Origin of the sequence: Streptococcus oralis subsp. oralis (assembly GCF_002096455.1) — a bacterium.
GTDB lineage: Bacteria > Bacillota > Bacilli > Lactobacillales > Streptococcaceae > Streptococcus > Streptococcus oralis_CY.
Window position 1 is genome coordinate 699,528 of the sequence record NZ_NCUL01000008.1, and the last position, 21,904, is coordinate 721,431.

The following is a 21,904-nucleotide window of genomic DNA, read 5'->3' on the forward strand; positions in this document are numbered from 1 at the left end:
AAGCGTAAATACCTTTTAACAAAAGGAATAATGAAAAGCCTTGATTGTAAGGCTTTTTTTGCATTTTTGTGATAAAATATAGGTAGTTATAATCGAGAGCAACTAAGAAGCAGTAACAAATATCACATATAAAATAATCAAAATAAGGAAGATAAAATGACAGAAATTGACAAAAAGAATTTAAAAAATTATCTTTATTGTACATTTGGAATTACTTATATAGCTTGGGGGATTCTTGCCATCTTTACTCAATCTCATATTTTTGGATTAGAAACAATTATAGGAAGAACATTACATATAGTAGGTGCACTTGGTCCAGCTATTGCAAGTGGCTTTTATTTGAAAAGGAATAATATAAAATTTAAACGTTTTTTATTTAACAAGAGAGATAATAGTAGTATTTATTTCATTATTCATATGTTAGCAATTTTGATACTATTTTCTGTCTCTTCCTTAGAATTAAACGGAGTATCCATTTATCTGATGCCATTATTCTTTATACAACTAATTTTTTTTGGTGGTGGACATGAAGAATTAGGATGGAGAGGAATATTACAACCGTTACTTGATAAAAAATATACTTATTGGCAATCTAATTTGATTGTAGGTTCAATCTGGGGAATTTGGCATCTGCCTTTATGGTTTATAGTTGGAGAAAGTCATCAAGGATTTCTTTTTATTTTATTTTTTATATATACATTATTTTTAAGTTTTGTTTTAGGGCTTCTTTACCATCAAACGAAATCTGTGGGGTACTGTATTTTATTTCATGCGTTCGCAAATTTGTTAAATCTCTATTTTGTGTTAAAAATTAATCTTATTTTTATTATCATTTTTATTGCTTATTTGATTTATACTATATTGGCGAGTAATAGAATTAGTAAGGAAAAGAATTTATATCCAAAATAACTGGATAAACTCTAGAAAATGAAGATGATTTTGTTCAAGGTAATAAAGTAGAAATAACGAACATTTATATGAAAGGTTTAGAGTAAACATGAGTCTCTTATTTGAAAAATTTAAAACCATTTGTTTCCATTTAAATCGAGTCGGAATTACACCGACACTGATGGGTTCTTTGGGATTGGAGTTTAGAACGAAAGAAAAATGGGATCCGTCTGACATTGATATTCATGTTCCTGGCGATCCCAAGGGCTGGGAAGCTACAGATCATCTTAGGATTTATGATTGGGAGAAAATCATGCAAGTGATGAAAGAGTTGGGATATAGCTTGATAGATTTTCATGAACACGAATTCCAAAAGGATAGAGTGAGTGTTGAATTTGGAAGTATCGATTCCTTACTTGATTTTGCAGGAGTTTCGGAATCGGATATAGAGCTTATTCACATTGAAGACATCACTTTTCGTCTTCCAAGTCTGGAGCAGTATCTAAGTATTTACAAAGCTTCTTCTCAAGACTCCTATCGAAATGATCACAATAACAATAAGGATTTTAAAAAGATCGAGTGGCTGGAAAGACATTTGTAAATTATCATATGAAAAGTAGTAAGTTGTAAGACTGGCTGCTATGTTATTTTTATTATAATTTTATTGCTTATTTAATTTATACTATATTGGTTAGTAATAGAATTAGTAAAAGCAGGTGGAAAAATTGTAAAAGAGCCACAGGGACTTTTCTGGGGTAGATATCAAGCATATTTTTCGGATTTAGATGGATATTATTGGGAAGTTTCTTGGGGACCCAATTTTCAATTTGATGAAAATGGACTATTGAAATTTTAGTAATTAAGGGAGATAGCAAAAATGGCTTCAAGTAAAGAATATTTAGATTTCATTTTAGAACAACTATCCGAGTTGGAAGAAATAACATATAGATCAATGATGGGTGAATATATAATTTATTATCGAGGGAAAATCATGGGTGGGATTTATGATGATAGATTTTTAGTGAAGCCTGTCAAAACTGCAATAGCGTATATGCCGAATGTAGAATACGAATTGCCGTATGAAGGTGCAAAGGAAATGCTATTGGTAGATGATGTTGACAACAAAGAATTTTTAACCGGCTTATTCAATTCAATGTATGATGAGTTACGTGCACCAAAACCAAAGAAAAAGAAATAATAAAATCTCAGTTTATCTAGGTAATACCATTTAACGATAACCTTATGCTATTGTTAAAAGAGTCAAATGAAAAAGACTTCGTCTGAAGCAATTTTACAAACAGTTGGAATTAAAGAGGAAAAAAATGATTTTAGAAACGGAAAGATTGATTCTTCGCCCATGGGAAGTAAGAGATGCTAATGATTTATTTCAATATGCCAGTGATCCAGAGGTTGGTCCGATTGCAGGTTGGCCTGTATATACCAGTGTTGAAAACAGCAAAGAGATTATAAAAAGTGTGCTTTCAGCACCTGAGGCATATGCCGTAGTTTTAAAGAAACTATGCAGTAAGTGGGTAGTATTGGATTGAAGATTGGCCCTGCAAGTGGTATAGGGATTCCTGAAACTGAGGCGGAGATTGCTTACTGGTAGGGGTTCCGTATTGGGGCCAGGGGCTTACACCAGAAGCCGTTCGTGAGATGATGAGACATGGATTTGATGACTTAAATCTGGAGAAATTGTGGTGCAGTTATTTTGACGGCAATACGAAGTCGATGAGAGTTCAGGAATAATGTGGTTTCGTTATCATCATACAATAAAGAACGCGCCATGTGCATTGGAAGGAGTCCTTCGCACAGAGCACATAACCTGTCTATCAAAGAAAGAGTGGATTCCATCTAAGTATAATCCCAGGTTGTCGAGGTATCACTTTTTAATGGTAACCTTATGCTATCGTTAAAAAGGATGTGGATATTTTCCTGATGACTGCGAATGTTTAATATGTTGCGTTGATGTGTTGAATTTCACTTACTAAGATTGAAAAAAATAGTCTTGAAACAATAGAAATGTTGTAAGATTTGAAAAATCAATGGATTTTGAATAAATCTATAATTTTTCAAATATTCTAAAAATCTCATGTGAAGGTGCAGTCTTGATTAAGAGGAGAGAATTGATAAGAATAGTTTAATAACTGATTATACGATAACTGTCGGAGAAAAAACAATGTGGTAACAGATATTCTCTAAGATTTCCAGTTTATATTCAAGGAGGTTAGTAATAATAATGAATTTTTTCAAAAATATTTTTTGTAAAAAGAATCAAATGAAAGATAATAACGGAAACAATAAAAATAATGGAGTGGAGCTGATTGATTTAGTATTCTCTCTATACGAGTATAGGATAAATAGAGAAAATTTAATCAATCCTAAACTTTTTAAAAATATTAGAGTTAAAGGGAAAAATATTGAACACAAAATAGATATATACATTGAATTTGTTCAGATGAATAATTTAGAAAGAACGGTTATAAAAATAATAGATAACAAAATTGTAAAAGCTGAAGATGTATGGCAGTTCGATAACCTCTTAAAAGATTTAGGTTATTTTCCTAAAGGAGTTTTATATTACAACGATAAAATAGATGAAGAAGCATTGAATATTGCTAATAATAAACATATTCAAACTATTTATTTTGATACTATGGAAGAAACGAGAATAAATGTTTTGCAATCTATCAGAGAAGTTTTACCTGATGAAAATGATATTGGTGATCCTTTTTGGACTTTGATGCAAATTGATGAACGAACAAAAAATAATACAGGGAATTATTTGATTAAAGAGAATGCTTTGCCACTTTTTACATCAAAAAAACTTGCCGAGGCATACTGTAAACAACAAAATGGGTACAATGTATTTGGTATTTCACAACGTCATTTAGTATTTTTGATTTCTCTTGCAGAGAAGGGGATTTTGCCAGATAAATTCGGTCTTGTTCGACCAAGTAAACAAAATTCTTCCACAATAGACTATAATGTAAAAATGTATATTGTAGATTATAATCTTATTAGAAAAGTATATGTGAGGTGAATAGATGAGAAAAGGTGATGATTTTGAAAAAGTAGTTGAAAATATTTGTTTATTACTTTCTAAGAAAGAGAGAATAAATGCAGAAATCCAAACGAAAGTTAAGATGGTGGGTGATGATGGTGCGACTCATGAAATAGACGTTCTTTATTCATTTGAGCACTTTGGTATATTTTATCAAGTTGGTATAGAATGTAAAAATTGGAAAAACTCAATCAATGTTAGTGAATTAAGAAATTTCGATTACAAACTGAAGCATATTGGTGGTATTAATGGTGTATTTATTTCTGCAGAAAGTGAATTTCAAAACGGTGCTTGTAAGGTATCAGAGTATAATGGAATTAAATTGATAAAATATGATGAATTTGATACTTTTGCTATGTCTGAATATACTAGGTACTTAAAACCTGATTTCAATACAATAGGAGATCCTTTTTGGATGTTAATGAATACAGATGGTAAAACACCTATAGAAAAAAACAGCGTATTATCAAATAAGATCTTACTGTTTTCAAGTAAAAAATTGGCTGAAGATTATAAGTATAAAAATTTCGAGCAGGAATGTAATATTATTGTTGTTGGAGTTTCACAGGAACATTTAAAAGAAATAAAAAACATTAATGAGTATGATGAAATTCCAGTGTATTTGATAGATTTTACTCTAGAAATGGCTGAATTAAGTCAATGGGATATAGATTTATATATACGAGAGGATTAGAGGAAACTCAGTTAAAATTTTTGAAATGTATATAATTAATAAAGAATATTGATATTCTTCAAAATAAAACGCGAAATATGAATGGACAAGAGAATGTAAATAGAATCTTACTTTTAGAAAATGTTTAAGTGAGAGAATAGTTTTATAAAATAGCCTAATTGAGATTTGCAAAGACTGAGTGTACAGATTAGATGTAACATAAGTAAAATCAGTATTTTTACAAGAGCAACGATAAATTTAGAAATAGCCTTAAAATCTAATGTTGAGAGATTGGCTTATTGACGGTAACATAAAAATGTTTAGTACAAAAAAGGTCAGGAGAGTGATCAATGCTTATATTGGAATTGTACCAAAACAATTATTCAAAGGATTTAGTCTTATTTGAGACTTTAGAAGAAGGACGAGAATTTGTAGCTCAAATCCCTGGATATACTTTAGAAAAAGAAGATAGTTTTGAAGTGGAGTATTTTAATCCAAAAAATCTTCCGGATTATATGGAGATTGTCTTCAACGGAAATATTGTGCCTTTATCTAGATTTTCGTTCGATCCTAAGGAAAATGTGGATATTATTTGGAAAGAGATTTCAAATCTGTCCCTTAAAAATGATAGAGTGATTGAAGGAGCTACAAAAATCGATGCTTATGTCGTGAATAACGATGAAGTGAAAGCTTATGTCGAAGCCAGAGAATCAAACTTCCGCAAGGCAAAAGCTTTCTTAGAACGCAGTGGATATGAAGTTGACAGAAGTTTTTTCGGAAGTGAAGACGGCGAAGCTATTGTTTATAGAAAAATAGGCAACGAAGATTGGCGCTTCTTATGCCACTTAGACCCGCTGTTTGTAGAGGTTAAAGATGTAGAAGAATATGTTAAAGAAGAGATGGAAGAGTTTTTGTATAGTTAAACTTATTAACTCTTCACAAATAAACAAACCAATCGAAAGGAAATATCGGTTGGTTTTTTAATGCTCATCTTGTAAACTTGCTAAATAAACTAGAATCAAGTACAATGAGTTTAGATAGTTTTATATGTTTGGTTTTTAGCTCAATATAAAGCTATCAATCTAATACAGCATCAAAGAAGTGAATGAGAGACGAAGAAGGTTTTTTAAATGATCTAAATTGTTTTTAAAATCTTTAAGGAGAATTATAAATGAAAAAAATTATGGTAATCATCAATCCAACCTCTGGTGGCGAAAAAGCCTTGGATTATAAAGTCAAACTGGAGAATAAAGCTAGAGACTATTTTGAAGATGTGGAAATTAAAATTACGGAGAAAGCGCAAGATGCCACAAACTTTGCAGAAGAAGCTTCTCGTGAGCGATATGATGCTGTTCTTGTTTTTGGTGGAGATGGGACTGTCAATGAAGTAATTTCTGGTATCGCTGAAAAAGACTACATTCCTAAACTTGCGATTATTCCAGGAGGAACTGGGAATCTTATTACGAAACTGTTAGAAATTAATCAAGATATTGATGGTGCCATTGACGAACTCGATTTTAATTCTACCAATAAGATTGATATCGGAAAATCAAATGGAAATTATTTTGGTTATATCTTTAGTATTGGTTCACTACCAGAAGCCATCCATAACGTTGGGATAGAAGATAAAACAAAATTTGGTATGCTTGCCTATGCGATTAATACCATGAAGTCTGTCGTTACAGATCAAGCATTTAATATTAGAGTTGAGACAGAAAATGGAAATTATATTGGCCTAGCCAGCCATGTTTTAGTTCTTCTTACCAATTATTTTGCTGACAAAAAAATCTTTGATGAAGACAAGGATGGATATGCCAATATTTTGATACTAAAAGACGCCTCAATCCTTACTAAATTGTCAGTTATCCCTGATTTATTAAAAGGTGATGTCGTCGTAAATGATAATATCGAGTATATGAAAGCTCGTCATATCAAAATCTCTTCAGATACTGAATTAGAAACGGATGTTGATGGTGACAAATCTGATGACCTACCAGTAGAAATCAAGGTCCTAGGTCAGCATATCGAGGTCTATTCTCAACCGAAAGAATAAGATTTTTAAACTTTGACAAGTCTTTTTAACGATATTTTTAATAAAGGAATGCCTATGAAATTTAAGAGATTAGCGACTATTGCTCTTTGCTCAACACTTCTTTTGACCATAGTAGCTTGCAGTCAAACTCAAAAGACTTCTGATAGTACTGCTGAAACTTCAGTGACTCAATCGCAGTCGAAGCAAGTTTCCTGGAAAGCAACTTATAGCAATTTGAACAATCAACCGAGTGCAGAAGAAGTTCGGAAAGCCTTGGCTGCACATTTGGATAAAGATAGTGTCGATGCATTTTTCAAGCTTGTAAATGATTATAACGCAACTGTCGGTTCAGTTGGCTTAACTGGAGATTTTTCAACATTTACCAAAACAAACTATGACGTTGAAAAGATAAGCAATCTTTGGACACCTAAAAAAGGTGATTTTGTCGGTACCAACTGTCGTATTAACAGTTATTGTTTATTAAAAAATTCTATCGAAATTCCTAAATTAGAGAAAGATGATTCTCTCTTGTTTGTCGATAATGATGCCATTGACAAAGGTAAGGTCTTTGATGCAGAAGACAAGGATGCTTTCGATATTTTATTCTCAAGAGTCAAGACCGAAGCAACGACAGATGTCAAAGTTCATGCTGCAAAGATGGAACAATTCCTTTCTCAATTCAAGTTTAATGAAAATGCAAGAATGCTCTCTGTAGTAGTCCATGATGACTTGGATGGTCAATCGCTCTTTATTGGCCATGTCGGGATACTTGTACCAAGCGAGGATGGCTATCTCTTTGTCGAAAAGCTGACCTTTGAAGAGCCTTATCAAGCCATCAAATTTGCGACCAAGGAAGATTGTTACAAATATCTAGATACAAAATACGAAAACTATACAGGTGAAGGTCTAGCTAAGCCATTTATCATGGATAATGATAAGTGGGTTCAATTTTAAAGGATGGCATTGAAATGGAAGTAGTACTAGCATTCATAGTAATTGTTTTAATCGGAGTATGGGCTGTTTGGGTTATCAAAGGAAACCAGCAGAAACCGAGAAGAAATGAAAGGTTTGTTGGTTATATCAATCGATACGATGAAGATGGAGAACCTTACCAAGCTGAAGTTTGGGAAGTGACAGAAGGTGAGAAGTTGACATATGGAATTACAAGATTTTACAGAAAAAGAACAAGAAATGATTAAAAAGGGATTAACTTTTTCTAAACTTAGCGATAAGGAAACAGCCGATAAGATAATCGCTCTAATTCCTCAAGAGATGATTAAGCGTATCCCGTTTTTTGTTAGAAGACATGCCATTACACGTACTGTCAAGAGAATTACACTTGAGTATCCAGAATTATACGCCGTTGCTGAACAAGAAGGCCAACTTCCTGAAAAGGAAGCTCAAGACTTACGACAAATTCTTACAGATATTTTCAAAGAAAAAATGAATAAGCATAAGATTAAATAAGCTTTGAGATTTAATAAGATATAGGAGTTGAGTATGGCTATTGATGGCGTTAAAATCATTGACAGTGATCTAGGTTATGACATTTACAATGAAGTAGTCGGTCGCTATAGAGACGGTGAACAGGTGACGAACATTATAAAGGATATCCTCGATGAGGAGAAAGATTACTGTCAAACAGACTTTTTTACAGAAATTTATTGGACTGCTCTTGCCTACTCACTGTGGAAGATTGGTTACCTGACAGACGATATCAGAGATAAAACCTTGGTGCTTATCAAAAAAGGGGCTGATCCATTTTGGTTGGAAATAGACTCAAAGGCTTTGAAACAAAGGCAAAAGGTCTTGGATAAACTTGCTATCCAGTTGCAAACTGAAAATCCTAGACCTCTAAAGGTTCCTAAAGCAAAAGCTAAACGCAAACCTTACTTTGAAGAAGGAGATATCCTTGCTGTAAAGTTCGAAGATGAGTATGGTCTTGTCTTTGTATCTATGGTTGAGCAGAGTCCTAGAAAGCTTGAGTACCATCTGGCTTGCACGCGCCTCTTACAAACAAAAAAGCCCACCATCGATGATTTTTTGACCAGTCAAATCTCCTGTAAGATGGACAATACAAAGTTTGCTCTCGTTACAGATTGCTGGTTCAATCACAAAGATTTAGGCCAATTATTAGATAATATTGAAAAAATTGGACAGGTGAAACTTAGACCTTTTAGTCTTTGGATGCTATCACCTGCCCAAAATTTAGAAGATATTTATGAAGAAATCACTAGAGATAAAGGTTCCTCTGGCCTTAGATTCATCGAAACCTATAAACTTGTCGACGATATTTTTCCAGTTTAATGCTTATGTGATAAAGGGGTTAATGGTTAATCATTCCCATTGACTGTGTTGGGCTCTGACACCATAACTATCAATCGAACCATCTGAATTGAACTTGGATTCAATACGGTATCTTTTCCAGAGGTCGTAATCTGCTGTTTGAATGGTTAGGATAAAGTTGTTATCCTTATCAGAGACGTTATAATCAGCTGGATTGACTTCAAAGATATCGATTAATTTTCGTGTTTGAAAGTCTTGGAGCTTGAGATTTGCTAGCTTGACATGATTGATGGAAATTTCTTCTAGTTTATTGTTATCCTTAGGTGTTCTGTAATAGGTAATGATGCAGTTTTTGAGCTGATCAGTATCTTTACCTATGGGAGTAAGGCTCATAAAGCCAAAGGACTGGTTATCCCGCTTGACTTCGAGAAGCTGACCGTAGTAGAAGTGGTCGTTTTTGGGATTTGTGATGGAACTCTCTGGACTCTTATCTTCGAATTTAAAGCCTTGGTCCAAAAGCTCGGAAGCCTTGCTCTCACCGATAATGACAGTAGTATCTTGAATGGTTACTGGAACAGGTTGAGCCGGAAGACCACTCATCATGATGCAAAACATAAATACATAACTCGTTAAAAAAGCTGTCCCGATAAAAGCGTTGGTTGATGCATAGACATGACTGTTATGAAAGTTTTTTCTTATAGCCAGTACAACAAATTTGCCAATACTTTTTAAAACCATACTAACAATTACGATAAAAAATTGTTTTTTCAAACATTCATAAATGGCTTGAGGAAAGCTATTACCATGATAGTAGAAGACAGCCAATACGAGTAGATTTACGAATAAATAGATTAGCAAGAACCAATGAATCTCTTTAAGGGCATTAGCATCAGTGATTTCTTCATAGTCAACGTGAATTCTTCCTTGAACAGCATGGCCAAGTTTATAAATCCATTTGGGAATGTCTTTGCCTTTTTTAACCGCAACTACAAGTCTAATATAGAGATAGATAGTAAAGCACAAGGATAGAAAGAAAAGAGTATAAAATCCTAAAACAATAGTGGTGAGCATGACTACTTCCCCCGTTTTTCAATTGCTAGAGAACAATTTTGTTAGCTCCATTATAGCACTTTCTAGGGAAATAGAGCTAGAAATATCAGCAGTTTCCTTAAAGATAAAAAGATGAGAATCATTGCCATTTAAGCTTTACCGATTGTACTGATAGAAGGCGGCCCCTTCTTCTTAATGGTTTTATTGATTGGGAATTGGACAATAAAGAGAAAGATAAGATTTGAGAGAGAACATAAAGGAGTAGAGAGCCATGGGTAGAACGGTGATCATAGGTACTTTAATGGTTTTTGCAATCTTTAATCTGCTACTCGGTCTGGGTTTTTATCTCTTTCTAAAAAAGAGGAAAGAGAATGGGCAGTCATTGTACGAAACTCCTGTAAATCAGCAAACTCGAACAGAAAAACTGGGGCTAGGTGAGATTTTGGTCTACCTGACACTGATTGCAATCGCGGGGATGTTTGCTTTTCAGACCTTAAATCGAGGTGGTGTGGGGAATTCTATTTTAGCAAAAATGATCCTCCTCCCAGCTATAATGGCTCTTTTCAATGCAAGAAAAAGGACTGGAAAGTCTTTGCTTGCCCTCCTTATAACCTTGATGGTCTTTCTAGTTGGAGTCATGTTTAATCTCACGATTGGTTTGCCACCTCAAGCACCAATTTTGCAAATAAATGAAAGTAAAATCACGTTAGCAGAAACCAAAGCAAGAGATCTGATGGAAGCTGGATTTGATATCTATGTAAGACAAGGTGATGGTGCTAGAGACTATGAAGACCTCCTGACAGATGGCAATTTCCAAAAGTATTCAGGAGATAAATCAGTCACTATCGAAAAAGGCTTCAGACTTGATAGCAATGCTGTTCCCTACGCTCCTTATCTAATAGCAAAAAATGGTATAGTGCTGGGCAGTATTTCTTTTTACGGTGCTGAGGACCAGGATGTGGCTTTAGAAGATTCTAAGGTTATTCAGGTTCGATTTAATAAGGACAGTATTGAAGAAGCCAAGAAACATTCTATCACTTTGAAATTGGATGAACTCGACTTGACTACTAGACTTGATATCCCGCTTGTTCAAGGAACTTTTAGAAAGCATCTATGGTCAATTCCCTCATCAAATACAAGTGATGTCACTCAATTGTGGTATGGATTACAGTGGTCAAGTAACAGTGACTCTCTATTTTGGAATGAGTATTATAGTCTTATACGTCTAGATGAAAATTATTTGATGACTGATTTTGAACTAGCTGCCAAAGTAGCGCGTGAAGAATAATACGATTTTGAATAGTTGAATTTGCTTATGCCTATCTAAAGGAATTAATCTATTTAGTTCCTTTTTTGTTTTTTGATTTAAATGTAAAACGATTTCTATTTATTGGTTGAATAAATTACACGAACTAAACACTAAATTATTTAAAAAAAGTTCTAAAAATACTTTACAAGATTGTGAAATCATGGTATAGTAATGAAGCTTAGAAAATGAGATGATGTTTTCTAGCAAATATAAACCCGAGTAAAAAATGCCTACGGACAGGCAGGGTTGAATGCCGAAGCGTGGTTGAAAAGCCACATTATTGATAGGGTTAAAAGCCTACTTTTATAAGTTGATGTTAGGACACTTGTCCTAATTCGTATACATTTGTTAGTGTGGTGAAAGCACACGTCATCTTGTGAAACGATCAATAAAGTACGTAATATTTGCTACTAGAGAGTTAGGAAACATCAGGAACAGACATACTCAAAAGAAACAAACATAAACACGTCAGTAGATTGTAGAGCAGGTGCCAACCTGCTCTTTTTTCATAAGTATCCTTTAGAGCCTTACACAAGGTGAAAAAAACTATGATAAAGGAGTATGTCTCTATAATGTTAAATCAAAACCAAGCTCCAATTTATGAGGGATTGGTCAAGTTACGAAAAAAAAGAATTGTACCTTTCGATGTACCAGGTCATAAGCGTGGTCGTGGGAACCCGGAATTAGTGGAACTTTTAGGGGAAAAATGCGTTGGTATTGATGTCAATTCTATGAAGCCCTTGGACAATCTAGGACATCCTATTTCGATTATTAGAGAAGCGGAAGAGCTAGCAGCAGAGGCTTTTGGTGCTGCTCATGCCTTTTTGATGATTGGTGGGACAACTTCATCCGTGCAAACCATGATTCTTTCTACCTGTAAATCAGGTGATAAAATCATACTTCCACGAAATGTCCATAAATCAGCTATTAATGCTCTTGTTTTATGCGGAGCTATTCCTATCTATATCGAGATGAGTGTGGATCCAAAAATTGGTATTGCTTTGGGGCTTGAAAATGAGCGTGTGGCACAAGCTATTAAGGACCATCCTGATGCCAAGGCTATCCTAATTAACAATCCTACCTATTATGGGATTTGTTCAGATCTTAAGGGATTAACAGTGATGGCTCACGCCGCAGGAATGAAAGTCTTAGTAGACGAGGCTCACGGTGCTCATCTACACTTTACAGATAAACTTCCTCTATCCGCTATGGATGCAGGAGCAGATATGTCAGCTGTATCTATGCATAAGTCCGGTGGTAGCTTGACTCAAAGTTCCCTTCTTTTAGTTGGAGATCGGATGAATCCTGAGTACGTACGTCAGATTATTAACCTGACACAGTCAACATCAGCATCCTACTTGCTAATGGCTAGTCTAGATGTTTCTCGTAGAAATCTAGCTCTTCGTGGCAAAGATTCCTTTGAGAAAGTTATTGAGTTATCTGAGTACGCACGTCGTGAAATAAATGCCATCGGTGGCTATTATGCCTACTCAAAAGAACTAGTAGATGGTGTCTCAGTTTGTGATTTTGATGTAACCAAGCTGTCAGTGTACACTCAGGGTATTGGCTTAACAGGTATCGAGGTTTATGATCTCTTACGAGATGAATATGACATTCAAATTGAGTTTGGTGATATCGGCAATATCTTAGCCTACATTTCGATTGGTGACCGTATCCAAGATATTGAGCGCTTGGTAGGTGCTTTGGCTGATATCAAGAGACTATACTCACGAGATGGGAAGGACTTGATTGCTGGAGAATATATCCAGCCTGAGTTGGTGCTATCCCCTCAGGAAGCCTTCTATGCAGAGAGAAGAAGCTTAACATTAGACGAGTCCGTTGGCCAGGTCTGTGGGGAATTTGTCATGTGCTATCCTCCAGGTATTCCAATCCTAGCGCCAGGTGAACGGATTACACGAGAAATTGTCGATTATATTCAATTCGCCAAAGAACGTGGTTGTTCCCTCCAAGGAACGGAAGATCCAGAGGTCAATCACATCAATGTCATTGAAAGAAAGGAGAACTAGATGGATTTATGGTTTTCTGAAGTTCATACTCCAGATGTCAAGTTAACAATGAGAACAGCCAAACAGCTTTATTCTGGTCAAAGTGAATGGCAGGATATAGAGGTTTTGGACACCCCAGCTTTTGGGAAAGTATTAATTTTAAATGGGCATGTCTTATTCTCAGATGCAGATGACTTTGTCTACAACGAAATGACGGTTCACGTTCCTATGGCTGTCCATCCAAATCCAAAGAAAGTCTTGGTTATTGGGGGTGGTGACGGTGGTGTTGCCCAGGTTTTGACACTATATCCTGAATTGGAACAAATCGATATTGTAGAACCAGATGAGATGCTGGTTGAGGTTTGTCGAGAATACTTCCCTGATTTTGCTGCAGGACTTGATGACCCTCGTGTCACCATTTACTACCAAAATGGACTGAGATTTTTGAGAAACTGTGAAGATGATTATGACATCATCATCAACGATGCGACAGATCCATTTGGCCATACGGAAGGGCTCTTTACCAAGGAATTTTACGGCAATAGCTATAGAGCTTTGAAAGAAGACGGTATCATGATCTACCAGCATGGTAGTCCTTTCTTTGACGAAGATGAGTCAGCTTGCCGAAGTATGCACCGCAAGGTCAATCAAGCCTTTCCAATCAGCCGAGTTTATCAGGCACATATCCCAACTAGTCCTGCGGGCTATTGGTTGTTTGGATTTGCATCGAAAAAATATCACCCTGTCAAAGATTTTGACAAGGAAGGCTGGAAAAAACGCCAGTTATTTACGGAATATTACACTGCAAACTTACATGTGGGGGCCTTTATGTTGCCTAAGTATGTAGAAGACATTTTAGAAGAAGAGGAAGGAAAAAAATGAGTCGTTTATTAGTTATTGGATGTGGGGGAGTTGCCCAAGTTGCTATTTCAAAGATTTGCCAAGATAGCGAAACTTTTAAAGAAATTATGATTGCTAGCCGTACCAAGTCAAAATGCGATGATTTGAAGGCTAAATTAGAAGGCAAAACAAATACTAAGATTGAGACAGCTGCTCTTGATGCTGACAAGGTAGAAGAAGTGATTGCCTTGATCGAAAGCTACAAACCAGAAGCTGTTTTGAACGTAGCTTTGCCTTATCAAGACTTGACTATTATGGATGCTTGTTTGGCAACAGGTGTCCACTATATCGATACTGCCAACTATGAGGCCGAGGATACAGAAGACCCTGAATGGCGTGCTATTTATGAGAAACGTTGCAAAGAACTTGGTTTTACAGCTTACTTTGACTACTCATGGCAGTGGGCTTATCAAGAAAAATTCAAGGAAGCAGGCTTGACCGCTCTTCTGGGTTCTGGTTTTGACCCAGGTGTAACCAGTGTCTTTTCAGCTTATGCACTCAAACATTACTTTGACGAAATCCACTATATCGATATTTTAGACTGTAATGGTGGTGACCACGGTTATCCATTTGCGACAAACTTTAACCCAGAAATCAATCTACGTGAGGTTTCTGCACCAGGTTCTTACTGGGAAGATGGAAAATGGGTAGAAGTCGAAGCCATGTCTATCAAACGTGAGTATAATTTCCCTCAAGTTGGTCAAAAAGACATGTATCTCCTCCACCATGAAGAAATCGAATCATTAGCAAAGAACATTCCAGGTGTTAAACGAATTCGCTTCTTTATGACTTTTGGTCAATCTTATTTAACTCACATGAAATGCTTGGAAAACGTTGGTCTCCTTCGTACAGATGCTATTAATTTTAACGGACAAGAAATCGTACCAATCCAATTCTTGAAAGCCTTGCTTCCAGATCCTGCCAGCCTTGGCCCACGTACTGTTGGTAAAACAAATATCGGATGTATCTTTACAGGTATCAAAGATGGCGTTGAAAAGACCATCTACATCTACAATGTTTGCGACCATCAGGAGTGCTATGCAGAGGTTGGTTCACAAGCCATTTCTTACACAACAGGTGTTCCTGCCATGATTGGGACAAAATTAGTGATGGATGGTACATGGAAACAACCAGGAGTTTATAACCTTGAAGAGTTGGATCCAGACCCATTCATGGAAGCTTTAAATAAATACGGTTTGCCATGGGTTGTGGTTGAAAATCCAGAAATGGTGGACTAATGAAGTTAGAACAAGTACCAACGCCAGCTTATGTCATAGATTTAGCAAAACTAGAAGAAAATTGTAGCATTCTGCAAGAGGTTCAGGAAAAGGCAGGTTGTAAGGTTTTGCTAGCTCAAAAGGCTTATTCTCTCTATAAAACCTATCCTTTGATTAGCCAGTATCTATCAGGTACGACAGCTAGTGGACTCTATGAAGCGAAGTTAGCTAGAGAAGAGTTTCCGGGGGAAGTCCATGTATTTGCGCCTGCTTTCAAGGAATCAGATATGGAAGAGCTACTGCAAATATCTGATCATATTGATTTTAACTCAGAGAGACAACTTCGAAAGTATGGTCAACGTTGTCGTGAGGCTGGTATCAGTGTGGGTCTTCGCATCAATCCTCAATGTTCAACGCAGGGTGACCACGCGCTTTATGACCCCTGTGCTCCCGGCTCTCGTTTTGGAGTAACTTTGGATAAGATACCAAGTGATCTATTGGATTTGGTTGACGGACTTCATTTTCATACCCTCTGTGAGCAAGGGGCAGATGATTTACAAACGACTTTGAAAGCAGTTGAAGACCAGTTTGGTGCCTATTTGCACCAAGTTAAATGGCTCAATATGGGCGGTGGACACCACATCACAAGAGAAGATTACGATGTGGACTTACTGATTACTGAGATTAAACGTATTCGAGAAACTTATAACCTTGATGTCTATGTCGAACCAGGTGAAGCCATTGCCCTTAACGCGGGCTATCTAGCGACAGAAGTCTTGGACATTGTTGAAAATGGAATTGAGACCTTGGTGTTAGATGCTTCAGCAAGCTGCCATATGCCAGATGTTCTTGAGATGCCTTATCGTCCCCCATTGAGAGATGGATTTGAAGCGCAAGAAAAACCTTATACTTATAGACTCTCTTCAAATACTTGCCTGACAGGGGATATCATTGGGGATTACAGCTTTGAAAAACCGATTGAAATTGGCGATCGCCTCTATTTTGAAGACATGGCTATTTACTCATTTGTCAAAAATAATACCTTTAACGGCATTGGGCTTCCAAGTTTGTATCTCATGGATAAAGAGGGTGAGTGCAGTCTAGTCAAAGCATTTGGCTATCAAGACTTTAAGGAGAGATTATCATGATGGACAGTCCCAAAAAATTAGGCTATCGTATGCCAGCCGAGTATGAACCCCATCATGGAACTCTCATGATATGGCCGACTCGACCAGGGTCTTGGCCTTTTCAAGGAAAGGCTGCAAAAAAAGCATTTAGCCAGATTATCAAAACCATTGCCCAAGGGGAAACAGTCTACCTTTTGGTTGAGGAGGACTATCTATCTGAAGCACGATCCTATCTTGGAGACAATGTTGTTTATCTAGATATTCAGACAAATGATGCCTGGGCACGTGATACTGGTCCAACTATTCTCCTCAACGATCAAAGGGAAAAGTTGGCGGTAGATTGGTCTTTCAATGCCTGGGGTGGTGCTGTTGACGGTCTTTACCAAGACTATGAAGCAGATAACCAAGTAGCCAGTCGCTTTGCAGAAGTCTTAGATATACCTGTTTACGATGCTAAACCATTTGTACTGGAAGGTGGAGCTATTCACAGTGACGGTCAAGGAACCATTCTTGTGACTGAAAGCTGCTTACTCAGTCCTGGTCGCAATCCTCATCTCAGTAAAGAGGAAATCGAAAACACCTTATTAGAGTGCCTTGGCGCTGAAAAAGTTATCTGGCTTCCTTACGGAATTTATCAGGACGAAACCAATGAACACGTTGACAATGTTGCTGCCTTTGTTGGTCCTGCAGAGCTTGTCTTGGCTTGGACAAATGATCAAAATGATCCCCAATATGCCATGTCAGTAGCTGATTTAGAGCTTTTAGAGAAGGAAACGGATGCAAAAGGGCGTCCCTTCACCATTCATAAATTGCCAATCCCAGCGCTTCATCAAGTTGTAACCGAAGAGGATTTGCCAGGCTACATATATGAAGAAGGGGAAGAAGAGCGTTATGCAGGTGAACGTCTTGCAGCTTCCTATGTCAATTTCTATATTGCCAACAAGGCTGTCCTTGTTCCTCAATTTCAAGATAAAAACGACCAAGTGGCCCTAGATATCCTCAGCAAGTGTTTTCCAGACCGTGAAGTGGTAGGAATACCAGCCAGAGATATTTTATTAGGTGGTGGCAATATCCACTGTATCACCCAACAAATCCCAGATTAGGAGAAAAAGATGAGAAATGTTAGAGTTGCAGCGATCCAGATGCAATGTGCCAAGGATGTGGCAACAAATATCCAAACAGCGGAACGTCTAGTACGTCAAGCTACGGAACAAGGCGCACAAATCATCCTCTTGCCAGAGCTGTTTGAACGTCCCTATTTCTGTCAGGAACGCCAGTATGACTACTACCAGTATGCCCAGTCAGTGACAGAAAATACAGCCATTCAGCATTTTAAAGTGCTTGCTAAGGAACTACAGGTTGTTCTACCGATCAGTTTCTATGAAAAAGATGGCAATGTCTTGTATAACTCAATCGCCGTCATTGATGCAGATGGTGAAGTGCTGGGTGTTTATCGGAAGACCCACATACCAGATGATCATTATTATCAAGAAAAGTTTTATTTTACGCCTGGTAACACTGGCTTCAAGGTCTGGGATACTCGCTACGCCAAGATTGGGATCGGTATCTGTTGGGATCAATGGTTTCCTGAAACAGCCCGTTGTCTTGCGTTGAATGGTGCAGAATTACTCTTTTACCCAACAGCTATTGGTTCAGAGCCAATTTTGGATACAGACAGTTGTGGTCACTGGCAACGTACTATGCAAGGACACGCAGCAGCGAATATTGTTCCAGTCATTGCAGCCAATCGTTATGGTTTGGAGGAAGTCACTCCTAGCGAGGAAAATGGTGGACAAAGTTCCAGTCTTGACTTCTACGGTTCCTCCTTTATGACGGATGAAACAGGAGCTATTCTAGAGCGAGCCGAAAGACAAGGGGAAGCTGTTCTGTTAGCAACTTATGACCTTGATAAGGGAGCAAGTGAACGCCTCAACTGGGGACTGTTTCGTGATAGAAGACCCGAAATGTACCAACGAATTACGGACTAGAAGGTAACTTTCATAATAAACTTTTGATATTCACGCCTGTCTTACAAAAATGTAAGATAGGCTTTTTAAATGTAAGATGGGTGTACGATTATACGCGGAAATGTATGCTATACTCTATGTAGATCAAAAAGAAAGAGGTTTATTATGAAAAAATGGAATGCGACACAGTTGAAGTATCTGATGGCGGCAGTAATGGTTCTAGACCATATTCCGCATATTACCGGAATCGTTTCTCCTTTGTGGGAAGGTATCTTTCACGCCTTGACCCGTTGTGTGGGAGTTTGGTTTGCCTATATGGCTATGGAAGGATTCATCCATACTCGAAATTTGAAAAACTACCTCATCCGCCTCTGGTCTTGGGCGCTTATCATGTTTGCTGGAAATAGCCTTCTCAACGCCCTATTTGTATCCAAAGGAGTAATGGTCACTAATAATATTTTCTTGACTTTGGCCATCGGTGTCACCATGCTTTGGCTTGGTTTTCCTCGAAAAGAGATGGATCAAAAAGAAAAGTTGTGGCGTCGGATTGGAGTTGCTGGTCTCTTGATTTTCGGTTGTCTTTTTACTGAGGGTGGCATCACCATGTTGCCATTTCTCTTGATTAGTTACTCTTGTCGAAATCGCAAGGGATTGCGAAATCTCCTATATGCCTTTCTGTGGGCCTTCTTGTTAGTGACTTCCATCCAAATTTACGACACTTGGCACCAAACACTAGAAATGATGCTTTACAATTCTGACTGGCTCTTTATCACCGTATTTCCTTTTATTGCACTTTATAATGGACAGCGAGGACAAGAAACCAGTTGGAGTAAATATTTCTTTTATATTTTCTACCCGGCTCATCTATGGATCATAACTTTGATTGCTTATTTGCTTAAGTAGATTCAATATTCATTAGCTCCTTCTTGCTTAAAATGTGAGAGGAGCTTTTCTGTATCTGGAATTCCCAACAAAACATGTTATAATAGTTTTAGAAAGGACGAGGTTTATGGCGAACATACTTGTAGTTGAAGATAATAATGAAATCCAGGAAATCTTAAGAACCCTTCTTGCAGAGGAACACGAGGTGATTCAAGCATTTTCTGGGACAGAAGGTATCATGCAATTTGACAAAGGTGGCATCGATCTCGTCTTGCTAGACATCATGCTCCCTGGGAAAAATGGCGACCAAGTCTTGCAAGCTATTCGACAAATTAGTCAGACTCCGGTCATCATGCTTACTGCTTTAGGTGATAAAAAGCTCATCAGCCAATATCTCTTAGATGGTGCCAATGATTATGTAGTAAAACCTTTTGATTTGGACGAAGTCTTTGCCAGAGTCACCGTGCAATTACGCCAAAGTGGTGAACATCAGTCAGGAGATCGAAGAGAAATTGATAACCTCGTACAAAACTTTAAAAATATCCAGTTCGATGCGGATAGTTTTGAAATAAGCAACGCAACTGAAACCATTCGCCTTGCAAAGAAGGAGTGTCAGATTCTTCAAATGTTGCTCCAGTACCCTAAAAAGATCTTCACCAAGGAAGAACTCTATGAATTGATTTGGGAAGAAAGTTACCTGCCTGGAGACAATACGCTCAACACCCATCTAAGCAATCTCCGTAAGAAACTACATCAACTGGATCCAAATAACGAATACATCGAAACCATTTGGGGGGTTGGTGTTCGATTAAAAGGAGACAAGCAATGATGTATATTTTGATATCAATATTGCTCCTCATTAACATCATTTTGGCGATTTCTTTGATTCGCTATCATATAGCAATTAGAGATTTAAGCAGACAAATCGAAGAGAAGATTCGCTCTGGTAGCATGAAGAGGATCGGGGTAAATTTCTTTTCAAAGACCATTTTGCGTCTACATAAGCAAATTGAGAATCTATTTCAGGAAGTGGAGCAAAACCAACTAATCATGAAGCGTGAAAAACGCACCTTAGATATGGCAATCAGTAACATTGCTCATGATATTCGGACACCTTTGACAATCGCTTCAGGATATACTCAGCAACTAATAAAACACCCCGATAATAGTTCAGAAACCTTAAATAAAATAGCCCATCATCAGGAACTGGTTTCCAAACGTTTGGAGGCCCTCCTAGAATACCGTCATTTGATGGAAGGAGCAGTCAAACCGAAACTGGAAGAACTTGATTTATCAACTTTTATAACGAAAAAGACTTTAGCTTATTACGACGTTTTTCAATCTTCACAGATTGTTCTTGATTTTAATGTTGAACCAGGATTGAAAACGGCGACTGATGAGGACTTGCTTGATCGAATTATACAAAACCTTCTTGGAAATGTTCTCAAGCACGGTAAGGAGAAGGCTCGGCTTTCTTTGAAAAAGGAAGACAATAGGCTTGTTTTGGAAATTGATAACCTAGTCAAAAAACCTATCAAGAATATAGACAATCTCAGCAATCGTTTTTATTCTGAAAATATGTCAGATACCGAAGAATCCTCTGGTTTAGGTCTCTATATTACTGAGGAATTGGTTCATCTTCTTGGAGCGGAAATGAAGCTAGCCACTGATGGAGAATGGTTTTCGGTCTTTATCTATCTTTAACAGAAGAAACCTCCTCTATATCCTAGAGGAGGTCCTTTTTATAAGCTTTTCTTCTTGAAAATAATCAGTCCACTGAAAGAGAAGAAAAGTATGACCGTTACGCAAACCGTGATGGTATAGAGAATAGCTTGACTATTAGTAGTCATAGCATAGGCAAAATCTAGAATTAAATATCGTAGAATTTCAATGTCTGGGAAAACAAGAATTGGAATAGAAAGTAAGATAGAGCTGACCAAATAACCAATAAATACCGCTAGATAAGAGTGACTAACATAGAGAATGAAGGAAACGATGGAAAGCCAAGCAAGGAGACAAAGGAATTGAAGGGAAATGGTTATCAATAGATTGCCAATAAATCCATCAGGCATGGTCCCAAATCCATTTAAGATAGTTGCTGGAATAAAGGCAATCACAAGGCTGGCGATGAGCTGCAAGAGAGCGATACTTGCTAGAACAAAGGATTTAGCAAGGAAAAACTCTGTACGAGAAACGCCGACAGTCAAACTATTTTTATAAAGCTTGCCGATTAAATCAACTCCAAGAACGAGGCATGCCAGGACGATGCAGAGAAAAACGAGGTTTGAACCATTGCTAGACGCGTTGATAAGAGCTTGAACGCCGTCCCAACCTTTGGTCGGAAATTCTGTTTCAGGTGTAGTATTTACTGACATTAGATGTCCTGTAGCTCCGATAGTAGCACCCAGTAACATAAGTACAAAGAGAATGAATTCTGTAATCCAGAATCCTTTGGAGCGGAAAAGACGGTAAAAATCTGCTTGAATGGTATGTATCATGATTT

At 37.1% G+C, this 21,904-nt stretch carries 25 protein-coding genes and 1 pseudogene; 24 read left to right on the forward strand and 2 right to left on the reverse strand.

Features of this window, described 5'->3' with window-relative positions; translation table 11 throughout:
• The first annotated feature begins 156 nt into the window (after window positions 1-156).
• The 14 genes and pseudogenes from B7720_RS07950 to B7720_RS08010 all read left to right on the forward strand — a co-directional run bounded on the left by B7720_RS07950 (window position 157) and on the right by B7720_RS08010 (window position 8,964).
• Window positions 157-909, forward strand: a complete 753-nt coding sequence (locus B7720_RS07950) for a CPBP family intramembrane glutamic endopeptidase (RefSeq protein ID WP_084857409.1) — start codon at window positions 157-159, stop codon at window positions 907-909.
• Window positions 910-997: 88 nt separating this feature from the next.
• Window positions 998-1,489 carry a nucleotidyltransferase gene (locus B7720_RS07955; protein ID WP_084857411.1) on the forward strand — a complete coding sequence of 164 codons (492 nt, stop codon included), beginning with the start codon at window positions 998-1,000 and terminating at the stop codon, window positions 1,487-1,489.
• Window positions 1,490-1,582: 93 nt separating this feature from the next.
• A pseudogene (locus B7720_RS09895) lies at window positions 1,583-1,744 on the forward strand (VOC family protein); the annotation flags it as partial.
• 21 nt (window positions 1,745-1,765) lie between these two features.
• The gene (locus B7720_RS07965; protein WP_084857413.1) at window positions 1,766-2,086 is read left to right on the forward strand and encodes a TfoX/Sxy family protein; all 321 of its coding nucleotides are present in this window, start codon (window positions 1,766-1,768) and stop codon (window positions 2,084-2,086) included.
• A gap of 124 nt (window positions 2,087-2,210) precedes the next feature.
• A complete protein-coding gene (locus B7720_RS09940; RefSeq protein WP_275655578.1) occupies window positions 2,211-2,435 on the forward strand; it encodes a GNAT family N-acetyltransferase in 225 nt (74 codons plus the stop codon).
• Between the two features lie 112 nt (window positions 2,436-2,547).
• On the forward strand, window positions 2,548-2,637 hold the full coding sequence (locus B7720_RS09945) for a hypothetical protein (protein ID WP_259664504.1): 90 nt from the start codon (window positions 2,548-2,550) through the stop codon (window positions 2,635-2,637).
• A 529-nt stretch (window positions 2,638-3,166) separates the two neighbouring features.
• On the forward strand, window positions 3,167-3,931 hold the full coding sequence (locus B7720_RS07975; protein WP_142358712.1) for a hypothetical protein: 765 nt from the start codon (window positions 3,167-3,169) through the stop codon (window positions 3,929-3,931).
• 4 nt (window positions 3,932-3,935) lie between these two features.
• The gene (locus tag B7720_RS07980) at window positions 3,936-4,646 is read left to right on the forward strand and encodes a restriction endonuclease (protein WP_084857417.1); all 711 of its coding nucleotides are present in this window, start codon (window positions 3,936-3,938) and stop codon (window positions 4,644-4,646) included.
• 329 nt (window positions 4,647-4,975) lie between these two features.
• On the forward strand, window positions 4,976-5,548 hold the full coding sequence (locus tag B7720_RS07985) for a hypothetical protein (RefSeq protein ID WP_084857418.1): 573 nt from the start codon (window positions 4,976-4,978) through the stop codon (window positions 5,546-5,548).
• Window positions 5,549-5,796: 248 nt separating this feature from the next.
• Window positions 5,797-6,678, forward strand: coding sequence for a diacylglycerol/lipid kinase family protein (locus B7720_RS07990; protein ID WP_084857420.1), 882 nt, complete (start codon window positions 5,797-5,799; stop codon window positions 6,676-6,678).
• Window positions 6,679-6,732: 54 nt separating this feature from the next.
• On the forward strand, window positions 6,733-7,611 hold the full coding sequence (locus B7720_RS07995; RefSeq protein WP_084857422.1) for a DUF4300 family protein: 879 nt from the start codon (window positions 6,733-6,735) through the stop codon (window positions 7,609-7,611).
• A 14-nt stretch (window positions 7,612-7,625) separates the two neighbouring features.
• Window positions 7,626-7,856 (forward strand): hypothetical protein, encoded by a 231-nt coding sequence (locus B7720_RS08000; protein ID WP_084857424.1) that lies wholly within the window; start codon window positions 7,626-7,628, stop codon window positions 7,854-7,856.
• Window positions 7,813-8,124, forward strand: coding sequence for a hypothetical protein (locus B7720_RS08005; RefSeq protein WP_084857426.1), 312 nt, complete (start codon window positions 7,813-7,815; stop codon window positions 8,122-8,124). Before B7720_RS08000 ends, B7720_RS08005 begins: the two co-directional genes overlap by 44 nt.
• A gap of 33 nt (window positions 8,125-8,157) precedes the next feature.
• The gene (locus B7720_RS08010; RefSeq protein WP_084857427.1) at window positions 8,158-8,964 is read left to right on the forward strand and encodes a hypothetical protein; all 807 of its coding nucleotides are present in this window, start codon (window positions 8,158-8,160) and stop codon (window positions 8,962-8,964) included.
• A 30-nt stretch (window positions 8,965-8,994) separates the two neighbouring features.
• Here the strand turns inward: B7720_RS08010 and B7720_RS08015 are convergent, their stop codons facing one another.
• Window positions 8,995-10,014 carry a hypothetical protein gene (locus tag B7720_RS08015; protein ID WP_084857429.1) on the reverse strand — a complete coding sequence of 340 codons (1,020 nt, stop codon included), beginning with the start codon at window positions 10,012-10,014 and terminating at the stop codon, window positions 8,995-8,997.
• Between the two features lie 250 nt (window positions 10,015-10,264).
• Here B7720_RS08015 and B7720_RS08020 point away from each other — a divergent pair, with 250 nt between their 5' ends.
• From B7720_RS08020 to B7720_RS08065, 10 genes are all read left to right on the forward strand, one after another.
• Entirely contained in the window at window positions 10,265-11,281 is a 1,017-nt protein-coding gene (locus B7720_RS08020; RefSeq protein WP_084857432.1) for a hypothetical protein, read from the forward strand.
• A 593-nt stretch (window positions 11,282-11,874) separates the two neighbouring features.
• The gene (locus tag B7720_RS08025; RefSeq protein ID WP_084857433.1) at window positions 11,875-13,329 is read left to right on the forward strand and encodes an aminotransferase class I/II-fold pyridoxal phosphate-dependent enzyme; all 1,455 of its coding nucleotides are present in this window, start codon (window positions 11,875-11,877) and stop codon (window positions 13,327-13,329) included.
• The gene (gene speE / locus B7720_RS08030; protein ID WP_084857435.1) at window positions 13,330-14,190 is read left to right on the forward strand and encodes a polyamine aminopropyltransferase; all 861 of its coding nucleotides are present in this window, start codon (window positions 13,330-13,332) and stop codon (window positions 14,188-14,190) included.
• Window positions 14,187-15,446, forward strand: a complete 1,260-nt coding sequence (locus B7720_RS08035) for a saccharopine dehydrogenase family protein (protein ID WP_084857437.1) — start codon at window positions 14,187-14,189, stop codon at window positions 15,444-15,446. Before speE ends, B7720_RS08035 begins: the two co-directional genes overlap by 4 nt.
• The gene (nspC, locus tag B7720_RS08040; protein WP_084857439.1) at window positions 15,446-16,573 is read left to right on the forward strand and encodes a carboxynorspermidine decarboxylase; all 1,128 of its coding nucleotides are present in this window, start codon (window positions 15,446-15,448) and stop codon (window positions 16,571-16,573) included. The genes B7720_RS08035 and nspC overlap by 1 nt, the downstream gene beginning before the upstream one ends.
• The gene (gene aguA / locus B7720_RS08045) at window positions 16,570-17,655 is read left to right on the forward strand and encodes an agmatine deiminase (RefSeq protein ID WP_084857441.1); all 1,086 of its coding nucleotides are present in this window, start codon (window positions 16,570-16,572) and stop codon (window positions 17,653-17,655) included. The genes nspC and aguA overlap by 4 nt, the downstream gene beginning before the upstream one ends.
• 9 nt (window positions 17,656-17,664) lie before the next feature.
• Window positions 17,665-18,540 (forward strand): N-carbamoylputrescine amidase, encoded by an 876-nt coding sequence (gene aguB / locus B7720_RS08050; protein WP_049489653.1) that lies wholly within the window; start codon window positions 17,665-17,667, stop codon window positions 18,538-18,540.
• Between the two features lie 144 nt (window positions 18,541-18,684).
• Window positions 18,685-19,422, forward strand: a complete 738-nt coding sequence (locus tag B7720_RS08055) for a TraX family protein (RefSeq protein ID WP_049489652.1) — start codon at window positions 18,685-18,687, stop codon at window positions 19,420-19,422.
• Window positions 19,423-19,528: 106 nt separating this feature from the next.
• The gene (locus B7720_RS08060; RefSeq protein ID WP_084857443.1) at window positions 19,529-20,230 is read left to right on the forward strand and encodes a response regulator transcription factor; all 702 of its coding nucleotides are present in this window, start codon (window positions 19,529-19,531) and stop codon (window positions 20,228-20,230) included.
• The gene (locus tag B7720_RS08065) at window positions 20,227-21,105 is read left to right on the forward strand and encodes a sensor histidine kinase (protein ID WP_084857445.1); all 879 of its coding nucleotides are present in this window, start codon (window positions 20,227-20,229) and stop codon (window positions 21,103-21,105) included. The genes B7720_RS08060 and B7720_RS08065 overlap by 4 nt, the downstream gene beginning before the upstream one ends.
• A gap of 38 nt (window positions 21,106-21,143) precedes the next feature.
• On the opposite strand, the gene B7720_RS08070 is transcribed toward B7720_RS08065, so the two are convergent.
• Entirely contained in the window at window positions 21,144-21,899 is a 756-nt protein-coding gene (locus B7720_RS08070; RefSeq protein WP_000581968.1) for an ABC transporter permease, read from the reverse strand.
• Window positions 21,900-21,904 lie beyond the last annotated feature (5 nt).